The organism is Planctomicrobium limosum (assembly GCF_051465645.1).
Taxonomy (GTDB): domain Bacteria; phylum Planctomycetota; class Planctomycetia; order Planctomycetales; family Planctomycetaceae; genus Planctomicrobium.
On the sequence record NZ_CP195790.1, the window covers coordinates 4,190,229 to 4,209,892 of the forward strand.

The following is a 19,664-nucleotide window of genomic DNA, read 5'->3' on the forward strand; positions in this document are numbered from 1 at the left end:
GGCATGGACGAGCCCCCGATTGAACGGGTTGCTTATTCGTCGTCTTCGTCCTGCTCTTCGTCCTCGACAACCCCCTTCTTGGCGTTTGCGATACGGGCACTCAACTCGCCAGGATTGTTGGATTTTGTGACGACGTCTTTCTCTTCACAGAGTCCCTTGCGCCATAAGTCGAAAAGAGCGTCATCGAGCAGCTGCATTCCGTATTTACGACCTGTCTGAATCGACGAGTTAATACGGAACGTTTTCGCTTCACGAATCAGGTTTGAAATCGCCGGGGTCACGACGAGCATTTCGTATGCAGCAACGAGACCTTTAGGTTTTCTCGGCAGCAGTGCCTGACTGAGAATCCCGATGATCGCGTTCGCCAGCTGAGTACGAATCTGTTCCTGCTGGCTGGTTGGGAACACGTCGATGATACGGTCGACGGTTCCTTGAGCCCCGGTGGTGTGCAGGGTTCCGAACACCACGTGACCGGTTTCCGCAGCGGTGATCGCCGAGGAAATCGTTTCAAGGTCTCGCATTTCCCCCACCAGAATGATGTCGGGGTCCATACGCAAAGCACGTCGCAGTGCTTCCGGGAAGCTTGGAACGTCGACACCAATTTCGCGTTGGTTAATCGTCGACTTTTTATGCTGGTGGTAATACTCGATCGGGTCTTCGAGCGTAATGATATGGTGCTGATCGTGCTCGTTGATGTAGTTAATCATACTCGCGAGGGAGGTCGTCTTCCCGGAGCCGGTTGGTCCGGTGACCAGAAACAGTCCGCGAGGGCGAGTGATCAACTGGCTGACGATCGTCGGCAACCCGAGTTGTTCGAATGTGAGGAACTCGTTCGGAACACGACGAAGAACCATGCCGATCATGCCGCGCTGCTTGAACACAGCGACGCGGAATCGTGCCTTGTCTCCGAATGCGAACCCGAAGTCGGTTCCTCCCTTTTCCTGAAGTTCCTGCTGGTTACGTTCAGGAGTGATACTCTTCATCAGAGCCGAACAGTCTTCGGCGTCCAGTGATTTCGTATCGAGGCGTTGCATGCGGCCACTCAAACGAACGACAGGAGGCTGACCTGCAGTGATGTGCAAGTCGCTCACCTTCTCTCGTACTACCGTTTCCAGCAGTTTGTCGATTTGAACTGTGGCCATGTCGATCCTTAATGAACGTCTGAGGCGACGGAAGCCAGTTGCAGAACGCTTCTGACATCCTGATTATTGATGTTTGCTGATTTGAAGGCGAACAGCGATCAGGAAAAGGCATGATTCCGGATCAATACGATCCAGATAAAGATCTGCTGCGACTGATCCGTTTCTCTGAATCCTCTGTTCGGTTGGCCGGTAAGGGCAGGGAGCACGCAGGAGTGTTCAAATGTTCTGGATTGCGCGCCCGCTTTTCTGACAGGTCTTATCATCTACTCAGGTGACACAGAGCAGGGAGTCGCCCCGGTATTCAGAGACGACTCCCTTATTTCTGTTGTCTGGCAACCCCTCGGGGCAGAACTTTTTGAGCTCCAAGGGGGTGTGGAATCACTTAGTGACCGCCGCTTCTCAACTTGTAAGCCTCCGTGAGGGTTGAAATCCCCTCAAGTGCTTTGTCTACAGCGTCTTCCACCAATGTCTTCATGCCATACAGCCGAGCAGTTCTTCGGATGTTCTGAGCAGGTTCACTGCGGAAGGCCATGTCACGGATAGCGGCATTCACCATCATCAATTCGAAGACAGCCTTACGACCGCGGCAGCCGGTGTGCTGACAGTTCTTGCAACCTTTGCCGTGACGGAAGTTTGCCGATGCGATCTGTTCAGGGGTCAGTTCGAAGAAGTCCAACTCGGATTGGTCAGGCTGATAAGTTTCGGCGCATTTCGGGCAAACCGTTCTCATCAATCGCTGTGCCATCACCGCCATGAGGCTCGATGCGACCAGGAAGGGCTGTACGCCCATATCGATCAAACGTGTAATAGCACCGGGCGCATCGTTCGTGTGAAGTGTACTGAATACCAAGTGTCCAGTCAAAGAGGCCTGAATTGCCATCTCGCCGGTCTCTGTATCGCGAATTTCTCCCACGAGGATGACATTCGGTGCCTGACGAAGCATTGCACGAATGATACGTGCAAAGTCGAGACCGATACTGTGCTTCACTTCGACCTGATTGATCCCTGGGAGGTAGTACTCCACCGGGTCTTCGGCTGTGATGATTTTTCGGTCTGGTCGGTTCAGTTCGCCGAGAGCACTGTACAGCGTCGTCGTCTTTCCTGACCCGGTCGGACCTGTCACCAGGAAGATCCCGTTCGGGCGGCGAATGATGTTGTGGAAGCGTCGGTAGTTCTCTTCGCTGAACCCCATGTTGCGAATACCGATTTTGATGTTATCGCGGTCCAGAATTCGCAACACGATCGCTTGACCGTAAGCAGAGGGGAGCAGACTGACGCGAAGGTCGATCTCTTTTCCGCCGGCGCGGGCTTTGATTCGACCGTCCTGAGGGCGTCGTTTCTCCGCAATGTCGATTCGCCCCATCACTTTAATACGTGATGTCAGGGCTCCCTGAAGGCGCTTCGGAGGGCTGTCGCGTTCGACGAGTCGTCCGTCGATGCGGTAGCGAATACGAATGCGATCCTCGAAAGGTTCGATGTGAATATCACTTGCGCGCATATTCACGGCCTCGTTGAAGATCAGATTCACCAGCTTGACGATGGGCGAACTTTCCTCTTCTTTTAAGGAAGAAGCTGCATCGTTCATTTCCGTATCTGTAAAGTCGATCGCCGTTTCGGTGAAATCGAGGATCATCGAATCGACCGATTCGCCTTCGCTCTGTCCGTAATGGCGATTGATTGCAGAAAGGATGGATTCCTTTGCGGCCGTTGTCAGTTCGACGTCGCGGTTCAGGATGAAGCGGAGTTTGTCGAGGAGTTCCAGATTCATGGCGTCTGCGACAGCCACGATCAGTTTGTCACCTTGAAACTCAACCGGAATGCAGGTGTTTTCACGGGCGACGGATTCCGGAACCAACTCAATTAACGAGTGGGGGATTTCCATTGCCTGGAGATCGATCGTCTCGAATCCAAAGGCACGAGCCTTGGCGGCGCTGACGTCGGATGCGTCCACGTAACCCATGTCGACGAGGACATCTTCCGGGTTTTTCCCCCGAGCGCGCGCGATGGAAAGAGATTCTTCCAGCTGATCTTCGCTGATGGTTCCATCACGAACGAAGTCATAGAGCCAATCGTTTCCCGCCATCTTGGAAAATCCTCAATGCTGCTCTGAATCGGCAAGACAGGACATGAATGTCAGAAATGAACCTGCAGGCATTTTTCCGTGCGACGCAATTTTGGGAAGTACGCCGCAGGAAATGGCCGAAATCGTGAATTGATTTAGACCTATCGTCGGTGCGAGATCTCGCACAAATTTGAGATGCAGGTAAACAGTCTTTGAGACAGTCTAAACCATACGCATGAAAATTTCGCCCAACTCGACCTGTTCGGATTGAATGATTTTGATGAGATGGATTCGACCGGCGCAAGAATGCTTACAGAGCGACTTTGATTCGTATCGGCAATCTCTATGCTACCGAATGATCCTGTAACGGACATTATTTGAAGAGGTTGTGTCGAATCGATGAACGATTGAATCGTCTCGCCGGCAGTAGACTGGTCGAAAGCGTCAGCTCGGTTTCGTAACGTTCAGTGGACCAGCGGTGTGTCTTGAGTCGCTGCAGTTTGAGGCATCCCGCCGTCGCGTCTTGCTGCCAGATTTCATGATATGGCAGTTTTTGCCGGTGCCATTTTTGAGTGTTGAATGATTGTAATGGCATTCATTTCAGTTGGTTACGGGAAAATATCGGAAGTGTTTCCTGAGTGAATGACCAATCAGCAGGTTTTGGTTTGATGTCCGGGGAAAGCCATATTGACGCAAAAAGCCCTACGACATAATTTCCCGCCATCGAAGGCACGGATGAGCAGTCTTCGATGGTCCGGCAAAGCTCATCGCCCCCGGAAATAGCTCGAAGTCCTCCGCCCCCCTGGGACTCGCTGTTTCCGGGTTTTTTCGTTTTATGCAGTGTCTTTACTGGTGGAAATGTTCCCTGCTGAGTATTGCGAAACCGTTGGAAGAATTTGCGAATTAAAAATCCGCTGCAACGCAACTGAATGCCGTACTATTGGAAGTGTGGAAAACAGCATCCGACTTTGTCAGACTGGAACGAGATGCCATAAACGGTCGCAGTGACTAGTTGGCAGAGTTTTCAACGAAGAGGATTCCAATGAATACGACAATGAAAGTCCCGCTCAGGGTCGTGTTCTACTATGAAGAAGATGCATGGGTAGCCCATTGCCTCGAATTCGATCTCGTCGGGACCGGAGTTTCCAAAAGCGAAGCTCTGGAAATGTTGGCCGAAGCGATTGAAACTCAGGCTGCTTATAGTTTCGAATCTGGGAATCTCGAGAATCTGTTCAAACCGGCGGACGGCAAGTTCTTGCTAATGTGGGCGCGAGGTCGCCATGTGGCCAATGGCGAACTGCGTGTTCATTCTATTTCAATCGATGGGGTCGATGCCCGCGAGTTCTGTGATGGCCTGACGGCATAGTTTGATGCCTGACCATCCTCTTAAATTGCGCGACCTGCGGAAGATCTTGGCTCGATTTGGCGTTGTCGAACAGCTGGATCGCGGTAAGGGATCTCATACATTGTTTGTTCGGGTTCTTGATGGTCAGGGTGTTTCCTACCCGATTCCAACCAATAAAAACGATATTCCCACGGTCTACGTAAAGGGGATTCGCAAGCGGTTTCGATTGGCGGTGGAGGATGGAGTCAGCGATGCTGATTTTTATGGAAAGTAGAACGTCACCGGCCGCTAATCACGGGAGTGATCCGCGTTAATTGCTTACGTCGCTGACAGATGTTGGAGTAATCGTAGGGTCAAAACGCACCATCGAGGGTGTTTCCAGTGAGTAACATAAAATGGGCCGAGCGTCCGTGGCAGGGTGGTACAGCTCAAAAGGCGATGCCAGTCGTTTTAATCGACGCACTTGGCACTCTTCACGTCGAGAGAATTGGTGCGTCGCGACCTCAATGTTCCCCATATTTTCGTGTTGGGTTTGTCATTTTGACAACGTCTGATCGTCGTTTTTGCTGTGATTGAGTGGGTTTTGTGCTTCGGCATGGCCTGTGCTCTGCAAGGCACCTGACCGGCGTATGGGACAGGGACCCTCCCTTCAACAGGCTCCATGGATGCGGAGTTTTCAGCGCTGGCCTGGTGATACTGGCAGGCGGGAACTGTTCCTGCAGGCCACGGAGTGCCGCCTCATGGATGTGGTTCCTCAGGAGTGGGCAGCGATGGAGTTCTCAACATGCCAGCTGGGCGACAAGCGACGGACCGACCGGCTCATCAAGGCCGCCGCTCAGGTGCTCGCTCGACCAGATGGCAGCACACCCCGGCAGATTGAATCCTGGTCGGACTGCAAAGCCCTCTATCGTCTGATGGACTGCGAGGAGGTCAGCTTGGCAGCGATCACCGCGCCGCATTATGAAAGAACCAGGCAGACAGGTGGGCCGGGTGAGACGTATCTGATTCTCAACGACACCACCGAGATTAACTACGGCGGCAAACGCAATGCCCGCGGCTTGGGACTGGTGGGCAAGAACACCGGTCGCGGCTTCTTTCTGCATTCAGCGTTACTGCGCGATCCTGTGACGCAGCAGGTGATTGGCCTGGCCGGTCAGGAGATCCTGTACCGCAAAGGGAACACGAAGAAGGGAGCGAAAAACTCCCGCAGACGCGATGCCGATCGAGAGTCGGCCGTCTGGGGAAGCTCATCGATCAGGTCGGTGCTCCCCCGGCAGAAGTCAAATGGCTGCATGTGTGTGATCGGGGTGCCGATGACTATGAAGTCTATTGTTATGCCCACTTGAACCACTGCGGCTGGGTGATCCGGGCCTGCCGTCTGAATCGGATCATCCTCACGGAGGAAGAGGCACTCACCACGCTGGAGGAGCACCTCGATGCTCAGCCTGTGCGTGGAACGCAGACATTGGAGGTTCCCGCCACTGCCACTCGTGCTGCCCGCACCGCTCAGCTGGAACTGCGATTCGCCGCGTTATCGCTCCCCAGACCGCAGGTGACCAACACCTGGATTCGCGAGCATGCCCCTCAAGAACCGCTGCGGATGTCCGTCGTGGAGTTGATTGAAGTCGATCCCCCTGTGGATGCCGAACCGGTCCGCTGGGTGCTGCTGACCTCAGAACGTGTGGAATCAATCGCACAGGCACAGCAGGTGATCGGCTATTACTCGCAGCGCTGGGCGATTGAAGAATATCATAAGGCGCTCAAGACCGGCTGCCGGGTCGAAGAGCGTTATTATGAAACGTCCGAGCGTTTAGAACGCATCACAGGATTATTAGCGATTGTGGCGGTGCAGCTGTTAAGGCTGCGGACGCTGTCCGAAGAGACCCCGAATGCCCCCGCCCGGGAGGTGGTGCCAACCGAGTGGGTGGAGACGATCGTCAAGGTCCGTCAGCGTCCCGGCCGACAGGCGCCGCAACTGTGCGCGAAATCCCTGACGATCGAGCAGTTCGTGAAACACCTGGCCGGTCTGGGGGGCCACCTGGGCCGCAAGTGCGACGGTCGTCCTGGCTGGCAAACCCTGTGGTACGGCCTTGAAAAACTCCTGCTCATCCTCCGCGGCTCCCAACTGCAAAACCAAAAATGTGGGGAACATTGAGGTCGCGACGCACCCTCCATGACTGCTTCGATCTGGTTGGCGAAGTTGTCACGCATCATCGAACGCTTGGCTGGCACATCGTCTTTTCTCCAGCGTTTACAGGATGACTGGCTGAGGTTGTCGGCCCTTTGGTGGGACCGCTTCTGAATCTTCGTGAAGTAGACTGCTCTTTCGGTTTCGATTCTGATACTTCTGGATAAAGAGCAAGTCGGCCAAGCAGTGGTGCTGTCGCCGTACTTGGCTGAAAAGTCACGAGGGAGTGGAGGCTCGCGTTGTTTATGAATCGCCGTACGCAAGTTTTGGGGCTCGTATTCTTTCTCGTTCTCTGTCTCATTGCTGGTTGGTTGGGGTCAATTGCAACCACCCCGGAAATCGGTGGCTGGTACAAAAGCCTGAATAAGCCGACCTGGAATCCGCCTGCTTATGTCTTTGGTCCTGTCTGGACAACTCTCTACATTTTGATGGCCCTTGCAGCATGGTTGGTCTGGAAAAAGAAAGGGTTCGGCGGGGCCAAGTTGGAGCTGGGACTGTTTGGGATTCAGTTGCTGCTGAATGTTGCCTGGTCATGGATTTTCTTTCATTTCCATCAACCCGGCTGGGCATTTGTTGAGTTGGTCGTCCTCTGGGTGACCATCGTGACGACAACGTTGATGTTCTTTCGGGTGTCGAAAGTGGCAGGGGGGCTCATGCTGCCGTATCTCGGGTGGGTGACGTTCGCAAGTGTTTTGAACTTCACAATCTGGCAGCTTAATGTCGTTGCGTGATGACTCTCAACAGGCGAAGGGCGACGGGAAGCTCTCGCGATCATTGCTCGGATTGCGGCCCGGTAAAGAACCGCCGAATTTGGTTGAGGCCGAGGCGTCGGTGTGCTATGGGATGCTCGTTGTTCGATTTCAGGAGGTCATTTAATGGAATCGCTAATAGGTTTATTTCTTAAATCTGGAGTAGGGTAAGCCGGAGGGAGTAGTTGTGAAAACATTCTTTTTCACTATCGCATAAACTAACTCTTGACGCTCATGTAAGATTTGGGCATGATCTTAAATGAGGTTGTGCCGGCGCTTGCAAGATTGATTGACTCGAATCCTTTCTTTCATCTCCTGTTTTCTCTACGGGGGCTTGTCATGGGACAGTCTCGGCGTTCTGCCTTTACGCTTATTGAGTTGCTTGTTGTCATCGCGATTATCGCGATTCTAATTGCATTGCTACTGCCTGCCGTTCAACAGGCGAGAGAAGCTGCTCGCCGTTCACAGTGTCGGAATAATTTGAAGCAGATGGGGTTGGCGCTTCATAACTACCACGACACACATAATATCTTCCCGCCTGCATTGATCGGGTCTGGTCGGTACACCTCGGTTCCATTCGTTCTGAATACGACTGGATTCGTTCTGATCTTGCCGTTTCTTGAGCAGACGACACTCTATAACATCTACAACTTCTCTTTGCCGGCCAGCATTTCCAATCCTAACGGACGTCCATTGGCGGGAGGCGTGACAACAAGCAATGCGAACCGGCCTGTTTATTCTCAAAAACTTGCGACCTATCTCTGCCCGTCTGAATATCACAGCGATGTGGTTGTGACTGCAGCGGCAAATACTGCTACCGATTTCTATGAACGGAATCAGTGTGCCAGATCGAATTATCTTTTTGCTTCTGGTGACGTTACTGACTACTCGGGGCCTTGGGGGACGATCGCAACGACTGTCAAAGGTGCCTTCGGCAATGATGGTGCGGCGCGGAGTCGAGATATTATTGACGGAATGAGCAACACAATCCTGGCTGGTGAATCGAGAATGATTCACACCAGTACTTCATATGGGCCATATTGGGGATGTGGTACGCATACCTGCTGCCACGGATACACTCCCAATGCCACTTATAATGTCAATTATCCTTATGGGAACTGTGCTGATAACGCTTCCCGGAAATGTCAGTATGCCTGGGGATTTGGAAGTCATCACACTGGCGGCGCCCATTTTCTTTTAGGAGATGGGGCTGTCCGGTTTATTTCAGACAGTGTGCATTTTCTGGATGTCTTCCAGCCGCTGAATCGGATCGCTGACGGGAAGGTCGTCTCCGAGTACTAGGATCCGACTCGGAGTTGTTCTGGTCTGTGCTTCTCTGTTGCTTCTTGCTTTGTGCGCAACCCGTTGGATTGATGACTGGCGTGCTCTCGGCTTCTGTTCCTGGCTCTCTGGAAGACTCAAGTGAATCAGCGACTCATCGTGATACTGAGCGTGGTGACCATCCTGTGCGCGGCTGGGTGTAGCCGTGATTCTGATTCACGGCTTGTTCCGGTGACGGGGCGGGTGACTGTTCAGGGGAAGCCGGCTGGTGGTGCGCATCTGTTCCTGTACCCCGCCGATGGGAAATCGAATCCGTCCGAAGCTCGCAGCGATGCGGACGGGAATTTTGCCGTCGAGACATCAGGAAAGCCTGGAGTGGCGCCGGGGGAATACAAAGTCACAATCAGTTACCTGATGAATCGTGACAAGACGGTTTATACGCCGAAACCTGAGGATATGGATCTCGAACAGTTGCGGATGCAGGGAAAGGTTGTTGAATCACTTCCTGCCAAATACACGGACCTGCAAATGACGGAATTAAAAATCGTGGTGACAGATCAAGGGAACTCAGAGGTCAAGTTCGACTTGTAGGCTGTTCCTGTTGAGAGCGTTGATGGCTGGCTTTTCGCCTTCATCGCTGGGGATCTCTGGACATGCTTGTTTGAGCATCAGGGGACGTTGAAATATCCCGGCTTGTTGAATGCGATTCGGGAGTGGTAGACTTCTGCGGATTGCAGGATCGCGAGGAAGAGGATGCAGGGCTCCAGCTCACCGGATCGGGCGGGATCGGTCTTCTTCAGGCAAGAGAGAGAGTCGTTGCTGATGGATGGCGGCTTCGATTGTGCCTCGCTCGCAGAAGGGAGTCTACCATGTTTTTTACTCGTTCTATTAGCCGAAAGCTCAATCTTGGGTTGGCCATCGTCTTTGTGCTGGTGGCCGTGTTGATGTTGAGCAGCTTTCGGGGCGTGCGATCCATCCAGGCGACTGTGAGCGACCTGGAACTCAGCGTCGGGAAGTTGCCACGCAGTGCCGACCTGATTGCATCCTTGAGCCAGCTTTTTGCTCCGCTGACATCTGAGTTTCCAGGGGAAACGACTCCGGTTGAAGTTCAGCAGGCGGCAGCAGAGCATCAGCGAGAGCAGTTTTCTCGTGTGTTTGAGCATGTTCGAACACGTGTTGAAGAGTTCACGCAGTCCTGGCAGCAACTGGATGAAAAACTTCGACACCCTCATGCAGAACAATTGCCTTATCGAACCCTTCTGCTGACTGCTGAAAAAGGGTTGCAGACGATTCAGGCCGCGATTCCGGGATTAAGTGATCTGAACCGTCGCGAAGTGAACAAACGGGTCATCATGCACACGAATGCGAATGTCATCGAGGTCATTCGCGGGTTGCCTGACCCTGCAAACCGGTTAAGCGATCGTCTGCGAGACGCAAAATCAGAAGCGTTGCAGCAGCACCGGCTGGTGCTGGTTCTCGGCATGGTCTCTGTTGTTGTGCTGATCATTCAGATGACCTGGTATTACCGGTTGATCTTTGTTCCGGTCACGACCTTGTATAAAGGTGTTCGGCGTCTGGCTGCCGGGGATTATGGTCATCGGGTCGATGTGCCTACGAAATGTGAAATTGGACAGCTGGCGGATGCGTTTAATGAGATGAGCAGTCGAATTCTGGAAGACCGCCAATCCAAGCAGCGCGAGATTGAAGAGCGAAGCAAGCAGCTTATTCGTTCAGAACGATTGGCGGGGGCAGGGTTTCTGGCTTCTGGTGTTGCGCATGAAATTAATAACCCCCTGTCTGTGATTATGACTGCCGCGTACGGACTCGAGATGAGACTGGGAGATGATGTTCTTGCGAATCTCCCGGAAGCGGATCGGGTTGACGTTCGCGAGTATCTGGGATTGATTCAGACCGAGTCGGAACGGTGCGAACGGATCACCAAGAAGCTGCTTGATTTCTCCTACGGAAAAGGAGATGAGCGGAATCGCTATGACGTTGCTGCGATTGTGCAGGAAGTGGTCAGCATGGTGAGCCATTTAAGCCGTTATCAGGATCGCCAACTGGTATTTGATCACCCATTGCCGCTTCATGCGTGGGTCAATGCACCGGAGATCAAGCAGGTCATCCTTAATCTGGTGGCGAATGCACTGGATGCCACTTCTTCCGACGGTCGAGTTGAAATTCAGGTGAAAGAGTTCCCTGATCAGGTCGAGATCGCTGTTGAGGACAACGGCTGCGGTATGTCGCCGGAGCAGATGAAGCACATCTTCGAACCGTTCTTCACGACCAAAGATGTCGGAAAAGGGACGGGGCTGGGGCTGGCGATTACGCACAGGATCGTGCGTGACCACGGTGGAACGCTCGAAGTCATGAGCGAAGGTGCAGGGCTTGGGTCTCGCTTTGTTCTCCGGCTTCCAAAGCACGAACTTGGTTTGCGGGCCGCTTAACCTGAGCTCTTCGAAATCGCCCCCCGGGGCGACTTTGGGATATTTAAGAGTCGGTTGATGTGATTGTGCGTCTTTATTCCGGATTTGCGGCCGGCACTTGATACCGATGGGGCAAAAAGGGTGAAATTGGAATGTTAGGCGAAATCGGTACTGCCAGATCAACAGGGATTGTGCTAAAATTGAGTTGCTCAATGTCGCTGCACTTTGACGTGACGTTGAGTCGAATACTCCTGTGTGGGTGAATGCGAATTCTCTGAGATGAGTTGCAGCATTCACCCTTTTTTATGTGTGGGAGTTTTCAGCCTCGTTTCCGTTGGCTGATCGAGTTCGACTTCTTTTGATTTTCAGCGACGCTTTCGGCTGGATATTTGTGTCGTAACGCTTTTTCTTCAATGCGTTAACGTTATTCTTCAGTCGCTGCTTACAGTCCTGATTTCTGTTTATTAAGTCTCTGGCGAGCCATGGAACTGCACCCTCAGCTGCTTAAAGATTGCATTCTGCTTGGACGTCTTCCACAAACGGAAGTCCTTTTGCATCGAAATGCGACAGTTCCTTGGTTGATCCTTGTTCCCGATACGGACGCAGGCGATCTGTTGGACTTGCCGGTTGCATTTCGTGACGCCGTCGTTGGGGAGGCTGCAATTGCCAGCGAGACGGTCAAGCAAGTTTTTGGACTCCAGAAGGTCAATTTTGCTGCAATTGGGAACGTGGTTCCTCAGTTACATTTGCATGTGGTCGGGCGACACCCCCAGGACGCTTGCTGGCCAAAGCCGGTCTGGGGAAATCTGACGGAGCAGATTGAATACGCACCGGAGCAAATCAAAACTGTTCAAAGTCGGCTGCAGCAGCTTGCGAATGTAGCTGGTCAGAGTTTCGTGCCTGCCACTGAACTGTGATTCAGGTTCTCAGGTGAGCGTGTCGAGAACTCGCACCTTTAAAAATCGCTCTTGCCAGATTTCGGTTGAGTTTGGCAGTTTATAACGAGGCCGCTCAAGAGGCTGGCTCTACCATCGACTGGATTTGTCTGACCGGAACATCACCGGTCACAGAGATCCGTTATAGTGGAGTTGATCGATTGAATTCGTGTCGCCAGATCCAGGCGGTTTCTGTTCTATCGCTCATCCCGGAAATATCTCTGCCTCTTGAGTGTGCTTGCTTCAGATGAATTTGTGTTCTCCCGGTTGACGCCAGAGTTAGTTGGTTCTGGCGAAACTTACAGGGAGAGCAGCTTCTGAAGTGAGGCATCAGAGCTTGTAAACAACTCGGATTCCACTTCATGGGCACGCTCCTGCGCGATCTTTCGTCGATCTCCCCGTTCGTCATTGGCGGGGCGTTTTGCGTGCATGTGTTTCTGTTTTTTGTACTGTGGGTCTGGTCCCGTCGTGATCTCAGCACGATTGCCAGTGGACTGTTTGATCTCACCAAGGGCCTGAGAAATCAGAGTCTGCTCGATTCACACGCTCATTTGTCTGATCAGATTGATGCGTTTCTTGCGGACGTCAATGATGTGCTTGATGACCCGCAACGCAAAGCGGAACGGAAGCCACTCCTTGAGCGGATGCGAATTCTGGATGAGAAACGCCGGTATCTCGATTCGATGCGATTCGACGTGATCTATAACATGGCTCGCACCATGATCGAGGCCTATCCGCTGGCGGGGGTGCTGGGGACGGTGCTGGCAATTGGCTCGGCACTGCAGGACGACATGTCACGTCAGGCCGGAAGTAGTGTGAGTCTGATTCTTGAACGGTTCTCGGAATCGATCTGGTCGACCGCACTCGGATTGATCGGGGCGTTGGTGCTGATGTTCATCAACAGCTGTATGGAACCAGCGTTTCTGCGTCTTTCAGAGAATCGACGCCATGTACGAGAGACCGTTGCAAGAGCGAAGCGGGAACTGGCGCTGCTGCCCAATGCAAAGGAGGAGGACGCATGATTTCACGCCGTCGTCTGACTCTGCAATTAACCCCATTGCTCGACATGCTGCTGATTGTGGTCTTCATTCAATATTTTCAGCTGCGCGAACGAGAAGTCATTGTTGCTGGAGAGCAGTCAACACTGATTGAAGAACGTGCCGTCACTCAAAAGGAGCTGAAAGAACTGTCGATGCGCATGCAGGACCTGCAGCGGCAGTTGGCTGTTTCTGAAGTCGAGACGCTGCAGGCGCAAGATTCCGCGATGCGAGACCGTCAGACAGCAAAACAATCCGAAGCATCGTTGGAACGGGTCCTCGCCCAGCAACATGTGCTCGGGGAACTTGTGACTGAACTGTTCAAGATTCCTCCTCAGGAAGTGAATCGAATCCTGAGTGAAGCACGTTCTCCTGTCGATACGCGAACACCTGCGGAACGTGCAAAGTTAGAAGAACGCTTCCAGCAGCTTTCGGCCCAGAGTCCCGGGAGAATGCTGGAACATCTGTTGTCGTATGATGAAATCCGCAAACGGTGTGATGTCTGGAATCTCCATATTGACGCGCAGGGAGTTGTCACACTGACGGATGGGCAACGACCTGCCAGAATCCGGCTGCCGCTGTCGCCGGATGGGGATGTGTTGTCAGAGCAGTTTGTCAATGAGTTGTTTACCTGGTACCGATCGTTGTCTCAGTCGAAAAGTCTGGTCGTGATTCTGCTGACATACGATCGGGATACTCGAATTTATGTGACGGAATCGGTTCGCAGTGCGATGCCGGAATGGGTCACACGAATGCAAGCAGACAGTGCTGGCCGCAGCCGTTTCGAATATGCAGATCTCGGATTCCGGATTGAATAGGGACGCATTGTTTTGGTGTGGTATCATCAACTCATTGAAACAAAAATGAGTCAGGGGAGTGGCAAGGCCGACATGCAAGGCTTTGTGGTTGCCAACTGATTGACCGGGGCGGACTGGAGCGGATTGAAGATGAAAAAACGAAATCTCTTTGGAGGCGCCTTGCTGGGTGCGGTCGCCCTCGGCATTTATCTCGGTCAGTTCTGGAAAGGCCCAGGGTTGGGAGGGGGCGGTGCAGGGGATACATTCAGTCTGACAAACGGCAGTGAACAGGTTCAGTCTGGCATGGATCGAAACGCGGTTTCTGCTCCCGCGCAAATGGAAAAGACTTCAGGAGAGAAGCCCGCTGAAATTGATCTGGGACTGCCTGCTCTGATGGTCACGATTGTTGTGCACGATCAGAAATATCGTCTGGTGACAGGTGACAATCCAAAGGTGGGGACGGATCTCACTCTGGACGAAGTGAAGCGGTACGCGGGAGAAACCGTGGGGAGCGCCGATGGGATTCGGGTGCGAATTCTCAAAGAGCGCGATGCCCGGGAAGGAGCACGATCGGACCTGATCGCGGCTTTAGCGCAAGCTGGCTTGAAACGTGAGGAGATTCAGGAATACTCTGAATTCGTAAGATAGGTGGACGTTGCGGGGTGTGTTGTTTCGTGACTGAGCATCGCGAATCGGCATCGCAGACGGAAAGTCGTTCAATGCCATGAAGTCCTTCCAGTGCGCTTGCCGATGGGGTTCGATAGGCCGATCTGGTCGACAATATTGATTCCTGCTGCTGTCAGGGCGCGAGGCTCGGCAGGTGGCAAAGTGTGCGAGGCCGTGTCCGTGAGTCAGATTAATCCACTCACCCCGAATCAGGAGATCGAGGCGCTGCAGGCTCGTATTCAGGAGCTTGAGAAGCAGCTGCTGCAGGCGCAGAAACTCGCTTCTGTTGGTGAACTGGCATCATCGATCACCCATGAGTTCAACAATATTCTGACGACGGTGATCAATTACGCGAAATTGGGTCTCCGCAACAAAGATGTCGCCAATCGAGACAAAGCATTCGACAAGATCCTGAATGCCTCTCAGCGCGCTGCCAAAATCACAACGGGGCTGCTGTCTTACGCTCGACCACGAGAGAATCGCCCGGAAGCGACGAGTCTGTCTCGGATCGTTCAGGATGTGGTTGTGCTGATAGAAAAAGACCTGCATGTCCATCGCATCGGACTTGAGCTGAATCTCGATTCGAATCCACATGCCAGCATCAATGCAGGGGAAATTCAACAGGTTGTGTTGAACCTGATGGTAAACGCCAGACAGGCGATGCAACCCGGCGGGACGTTGTCTGTCTCGGTGACGGAAGATGCGGAATCACAATGGGCTGAACTGTCAGTCAGAGACACTGGTTCAGGTATCCCGGCTGACAAGCTGCCCTATATCTTCACCCGCTTTTACTCCACGAAAACGGCGGATGGGAATGGTCAGGGAGGAACCGGTTTGGGCCTTGCCCTGTGTAAGAAGATTATGGATAGCCATCACGGACGGATTCGGGTCGAAAGTGCTGCGGGATACGGGACCAAGTTCACGTTGAAGTTTCCGCTGGTGCAGGCTCCCAAGTTGATGGATGCGTGCAATGCAACCGGAGACGTGTCGAAGAAGGCGGATGCAAGCCAGCGTTAGACCTGTGACTGACACGATGATGGCTTGGCAATTGTGACACTTGGTGAATTCTGTTTCTGTGTACCTGAAGCCGCTATCTCAATTCGAAATTCGCTCGAGTGCGTGAGTCATCGCCAGTAAAACGGTTTTCTTCCGAGGTTGCCTGGTTCGGCGTCATTCTATTGATCGCGTTCGGGCTTCGGGCTGCTGTTTTTCACCGATACTGGGCCGATCTCGATGCTGATATCGATGTCTATCTGGCAATTGCTCAGGGATTGGCGGAAGGGCGTGGGTATTCCTCGCCTGGAACAATGTCTCCGACCGCCTTTCGGCCTCCTCTTTATCCGCTCCTGCTGACGTGCGTGAGTGGTGCGGATCAGCAGTGGGGGCGAGCGATTTTGCAGATGGGCCTGTCGCTGGCGACGCTGTGGTTTGTCTGGCTCAGTGCCAGACAACTGGGATTGCCGCGATCAGGGCGATTACTGGCGGTTTCGCTCATTGCCATCGATCCGTTGTTGCTGCGGTATGTTCCGTATCCGATGACGGAAACCGCTTGTGGACTTTTAATTGCGATGCTGTTGTGGAGACTGACGCTTCCGAAATCGGACAGTCTGATCAGCCCTTTTCTGACCGGTCTGGTCTTCGGTCTGTGTGTGCTGTCCCGACCGACCTTCTGGGCTTTTGGGCTGCTCTTCGGTGCGGTGCGAGCTGCTGAATGGCTGATTCGCCGCTTCCTCAGCCGGGCAAATTCAGCTTCCAGCCTGGATCGGTCTGTAAAGATGGGAGCGGGATGGAAAATTCTGGCCGCTTCGCTGGGCATCGCCGTATGCGTCCTTCCTTGGGGAATTCGCAACTGGATTCAACTGGGAAGCCCGATTTTGATGACGACGCATGGGGGATACACATTACTGCTGGGAAACAACGAGGCGTTTTATCGTGAAGTTGTCCTGCAACCGTTTGGCACCATCTGGGACGGATCCAACGGGCCCGGTCAGGCTGCGTGGGTCGATGCCCTGTCTCAACAGATGGTCGATGAAGGCGTGACGTCGGAACCGGATCGCGACCGCTGGCAGAACCGGTTGGCATGGCAGACGATTTTCTCCCATCCTTTAACGAGTCTTCGTGCCTGCTTCCTCAAGTTCTGCTGGTTCTGGAACATCGCTCCACATGCGTCCGCTGCGCAGGCCATTCCCGCTTCTGTTCGATTTGCAGTGGGGGGTTATTACTCCATTCTGTGGATCTGCCTGATTCTTGGAATCCTTCGAGTCTTGCAGGGAATTTTCTCAAGATCGTATTGGGGGGATCGAACATCGAAGGTTTCTGATTCACCCCCAGAGATGGACACTTCCTGCAATATGGTCGAAGACGGATGCTCTGGTGCGTCCGTTGCGACGTTGCAGTTGTGGCTAGCTCCCTTGCTTCTGGTGTTCGCGATGACAACGGCACACCTGCTGTATTGGAGTGATGCCAGAATGAGGGCTCCGATCATGCCTGCAATTGTTTTGCTGATCGCTGCGGCATTCTTTCTTCGCCCCAAAACGCTGCAAACCCGTTAAGTCTCAATTGGCTGTATCGTCCATTCCGTACGCATTTTTCCGGGAGATCGCCGGAGCGTTTGCAGGGAATGCTCTTAAGGGAATGGCATTCAATCTCTGTGGGAATTTGTCCCGGCTTCGAGCTCAGATATCGATCTGCTCGAATTCGTTCTGGAATCCAAGTCTGGTTTTGCGGATTGTGCCGGGTGATTGTGTTTTGCTGTATGCAAAGGCCGGAATGATTCGATGTCATCACTGGATAGCGGGACACATCCGGTGAATCTGAATATGGGCACTTTAAGAGAAGATTTCTCTCTGGGTGTTCTGTTTCGAAGTCGGAAGTACCGCTCCGTTGAGGATCAACAGGGCAAGCTGGTTCGGAAGCACGAGCATTCGCGCAGTTCGGAATAGTTGCACCGGGCGATAGCGCATCGCCGTAGTACGACGAGGTGGATGTGTACGAGGAATTCTTTGGACTCAATCGGCGTCCCTACTCGGCCGTCCCGTGTGCGGAGGACTTTGTCGCTGGGGCACCGTTGCAGGATGCTCTCGACTCTGTGATCCATTGCGTTTCGCAGGCTCGCGGTATCGCCGTCGTCACATCCCAGCCGGGGATGGGCAAAACCATGTTGTGTAAACGCATGGTCAGTCTGTTGCGCGACCGTTTCAGCAGCATCTATCTGAACGGTGCAGGCATTGAAACGCGCAGAGCATTATTGCAGGCGATTCTGTTCGAGTTAGGGGGCGAATACATCGGCCTGACCGAGCAGGAGGCACGGCTCCAACTCTTCCAGCTGGCCAAGTCGGCGATTGGGAAGAACGGGACGGAACTGCAGGGGATTTTGCTGATCATTGATGAAGCACACCTGCTGCGTCCCCGACTGTTTGAAGAATTGAAAACCCTCGCAGATTACGCTCCGGATGGGCAGGCGCTGATTCGAGTCGTATTGTGTGGGCCATTTGAACTCGAAGAGAAACTGACTGACCCAGGGCTGATGGGTTTCAATCAGCGAATCGGTGTGCAGATCAGTCTGGCTCCGCTGACATTGGAAGAATCGGCAGCGCTCATTGGGGAGCGATTACGAGCCTGTGGGGCGGTGGATATCAGCTCGATCCTGACGGAACCGGCGCTGGAATTGATCTGTCGCGCGAGTGATGGAAATCTCAGGTGTTTGACGCAGCTGGCAGATCATTCCATGCTGCTTGCGTTCGCGATGAATCGTCGCCCGATTGACGAAGCGACCGTTCGGGCGGCGTTGGATGACTTAAAAGAACTCCCGTTGAGATGGAGTGAGATTCCACCACCGGACTCTGAAGACGCTGCATACTCTCGGCCTGTGGTGAAAGACGAGCGACGATCTGGATCGACGCGACTTTCGAGGTCCGTCTATACGTCAGAAGAACTGGAAACGGACGAGTTTCCTATCCCTGAGTTTCTGTTGCAGCCACATCGGGAAAATGTCGTGTCCAGAGATATGGACGTCGTCGAGTTAGAGCTCGATTCCGACTCTGCAACATATGTTGTTGATGATTCAGATGCAGATTTCGATGAGGTGGACGATTCCGAAATGACTGCTGAATCAATTTCTGAGTCGAATTCAGATCCGGCGGATGATTCAGAAATTGGGGAACGACGGGGAGTCGAGTCCGTTTCAGAATCGATTTCACGATCCGATTCGCCGCCAAAGCCGGAACCCCAGTTTGTCGTTTATGAAGTTGGGGAAGAGACTGCAGAAATTGAACCAGTTGCAGTTGCTCCTGTTGCAATTGCTTCACTTGTTTCGCCGAGCGTGATCGAATCAGAGTCATCAGAGTCGATCGAATTTTCACCTGAGATTATTTCGCATCCTTTCGTACCGGAGAATCCATTCATGCCACATCCTGTCATGGCGAATCCTGTTCGACCAGAAACAGACATGGACGAAATTCCGGTTCTCGATCGCTATACGCTGCTCGATCGCTATCTCGAACTTCCTGAAGAATTGCAGGCGGAATTCGATTTCTCCCTGTTCGATCAGATTCCGCACGAACCGGAATTCCATGCATTTGATGCGGATGACGCTGATGAAGCCTGGGAGGAGGAGACGGCAGGGACTCTCGATGAAAGCACAGCAGACGAAGTCGAGCTGCTGGAGGCCATCCATCGTCTGAGTCGTGATGTTCTCGGGCAGTTGAAGCAATCCGGGCACGTCCCTTTGCCGCCGCGTCCGCACCGTTTTGATATCGTTGAGCCGGATATGGATTCGGCAGTAACGATTCCGTTTGGAACGACGGAAGAGACAGTTCGAAGCGAGCGTCCAGAACAAGTTCAGGTTCAGGCAAAAGCGGAACCAGTCACTGCAGTGGAAGTTGCAGTGGAAGTTGACACGCAGATTCTGGAACGCAAATTCTCCAATCTCTTTACCAGACTCCGTAACAGACGCCGCCGTCTGGAGGCAGAGCAGCAGGAAAACTGCTAGAGTCGATGTCGGGTGAATTCGCGAATTGCGGCCGTGGGAACATCCG

The 19,664-nt window shown here is 53.1% G+C and carries 18 protein-coding genes; 16 read left to right on the plus strand and 2 right to left on the minus strand.

The window, feature by feature from the left end:
- Window positions 1–32: 32 nt before the first annotated feature.
- Both SH527x_RS15995 and SH527x_RS16000 read right to left on the minus strand, forming a co-directional pair.
- On the minus strand, window positions 33–1,142 hold the full coding sequence (locus SH527x_RS15995) for a type IV pilus twitching motility protein PilT (protein ID WP_437191682.1): 1,110 nt from the start codon (window positions 1,140–1,142) through the stop codon (window positions 33–35).
- Window positions 1,143–1,524: 382 nt separating this feature from the next.
- Complete coding sequence (locus SH527x_RS16000) at window positions 1,525–3,225, minus strand: GspE/PulE family protein (protein WP_437191683.1); 1,701 nt, start codon at window positions 3,223–3,225, stop codon at window positions 1,525–1,527.
- 1,021 nt (window positions 3,226–4,246) lie between these two features.
- Between SH527x_RS16000 and SH527x_RS16005 the strand changes: the two genes are divergently transcribed.
- The 16 genes from SH527x_RS16005 (at window position 4,247) to SH527x_RS16080 (ending at window position 19,618) form a co-directional block, all read left to right on the plus strand.
- Complete coding sequence (locus SH527x_RS16005; RefSeq protein ID WP_437191684.1) at window positions 4,247–4,570, plus strand: type II toxin-antitoxin system HicB family antitoxin; 324 nt, start codon at window positions 4,247–4,249, stop codon at window positions 4,568–4,570.
- A gap of 4 nt (window positions 4,571–4,574) precedes the next feature.
- Window positions 4,575–4,823 carry a type II toxin-antitoxin system HicA family toxin gene (locus SH527x_RS16010; protein ID WP_437191685.1) on the plus strand — a complete coding sequence of 83 codons (249 nt, stop codon included), beginning with the start codon at window positions 4,575–4,577 and terminating at the stop codon, window positions 4,821–4,823.
- A 355-nt stretch (window positions 4,824–5,178) separates the two neighbouring features.
- Entirely contained in the window at window positions 5,179–5,895 is a 717-nt protein-coding gene (locus SH527x_RS16015) for an IS4/Tn5 family transposase DNA-binding protein (RefSeq protein ID WP_437191315.1), read from the plus strand.
- The gene (locus SH527x_RS16020) at window positions 5,844–6,704 is read left to right on the plus strand and encodes an IS4 family transposase (protein WP_437191314.1); all 861 of its coding nucleotides are present in this window, start codon (window positions 5,844–5,846) and stop codon (window positions 6,702–6,704) included. The genes SH527x_RS16015 and SH527x_RS16020 overlap by 52 nt, the downstream gene beginning before the upstream one ends.
- 278 nt (window positions 6,705–6,982) lie before the next feature.
- On the plus strand, window positions 6,983–7,468 hold the full coding sequence (locus SH527x_RS16025; protein ID WP_437191686.1) for a TspO/MBR family protein: 486 nt from the start codon (window positions 6,983–6,985) through the stop codon (window positions 7,466–7,468).
- Entirely contained in the window at window positions 7,455–7,613 is a 159-nt protein-coding gene (locus SH527x_RS16030; protein WP_437191687.1) for a hypothetical protein, read from the plus strand. The genes SH527x_RS16025 and SH527x_RS16030 overlap by 14 nt, the downstream gene beginning before the upstream one ends.
- A 212-nt stretch (window positions 7,614–7,825) precedes the next feature.
- Window positions 7,826–8,788 carry a DUF1559 domain-containing protein gene (locus SH527x_RS16035; protein WP_437191688.1) on the plus strand — a complete coding sequence of 321 codons (963 nt, stop codon included), beginning with the start codon at window positions 7,826–7,828 and terminating at the stop codon, window positions 8,786–8,788.
- Between the two features lie 120 nt (window positions 8,789–8,908).
- Complete coding sequence (locus tag SH527x_RS16040) at window positions 8,909–9,358, plus strand: carboxypeptidase-like regulatory domain-containing protein (protein WP_437191689.1); 450 nt, start codon at window positions 8,909–8,911, stop codon at window positions 9,356–9,358.
- A 278-nt stretch (window positions 9,359–9,636) separates the two neighbouring features.
- Window positions 9,637–11,214: a sensor histidine kinase gene (locus tag SH527x_RS16045; protein WP_437191690.1), complete on the plus strand. Its 1,578-nt coding sequence runs from the start codon at window positions 9,637–9,639 to the stop codon at window positions 11,212–11,214.
- A gap of 461 nt (window positions 11,215–11,675) precedes the next feature.
- Window positions 11,676–12,110, plus strand: coding sequence for an HIT domain-containing protein (locus SH527x_RS16050; protein WP_437191691.1), 435 nt, complete (start codon window positions 11,676–11,678; stop codon window positions 12,108–12,110).
- A 380-nt stretch (window positions 12,111–12,490) separates the two neighbouring features.
- On the plus strand, window positions 12,491–13,150 hold the full coding sequence (locus SH527x_RS16055; protein WP_437191692.1) for a MotA/TolQ/ExbB proton channel family protein: 660 nt from the start codon (window positions 12,491–12,493) through the stop codon (window positions 13,148–13,150).
- Window positions 13,147–13,983, plus strand: a complete 837-nt coding sequence (locus tag SH527x_RS16060) for a hypothetical protein (RefSeq protein ID WP_437191693.1) — start codon at window positions 13,147–13,149, stop codon at window positions 13,981–13,983. Before SH527x_RS16055 ends, SH527x_RS16060 begins: the two co-directional genes overlap by 4 nt.
- 129 nt (window positions 13,984–14,112) lie before the next feature.
- A complete protein-coding gene (locus SH527x_RS16065; RefSeq protein ID WP_437191694.1) occupies window positions 14,113–14,610 on the plus strand; it encodes a hypothetical protein in 498 nt (165 codons plus the stop codon).
- Window positions 14,611–14,808: 198 nt separating this feature from the next.
- Window positions 14,809–15,645 carry a sensor histidine kinase gene (locus tag SH527x_RS16070; protein WP_437191695.1) on the plus strand — a complete coding sequence of 279 codons (837 nt, stop codon included), beginning with the start codon at window positions 14,809–14,811 and terminating at the stop codon, window positions 15,643–15,645.
- A gap of 98 nt (window positions 15,646–15,743) precedes the next feature.
- Window positions 15,744–17,180, plus strand: coding sequence for a hypothetical protein (locus tag SH527x_RS16075; RefSeq protein WP_437191696.1), 1,437 nt, complete (start codon window positions 15,744–15,746; stop codon window positions 17,178–17,180).
- A 434-nt stretch (window positions 17,181–17,614) separates the two neighbouring features.
- Window positions 17,615–19,618: an AAA family ATPase gene (locus SH527x_RS16080; protein WP_437191697.1), complete on the plus strand. Its 2,004-nt coding sequence runs from the start codon at window positions 17,615–17,617 to the stop codon at window positions 19,616–19,618.
- Window positions 19,619–19,664: the final 46 nt, after the last annotated feature.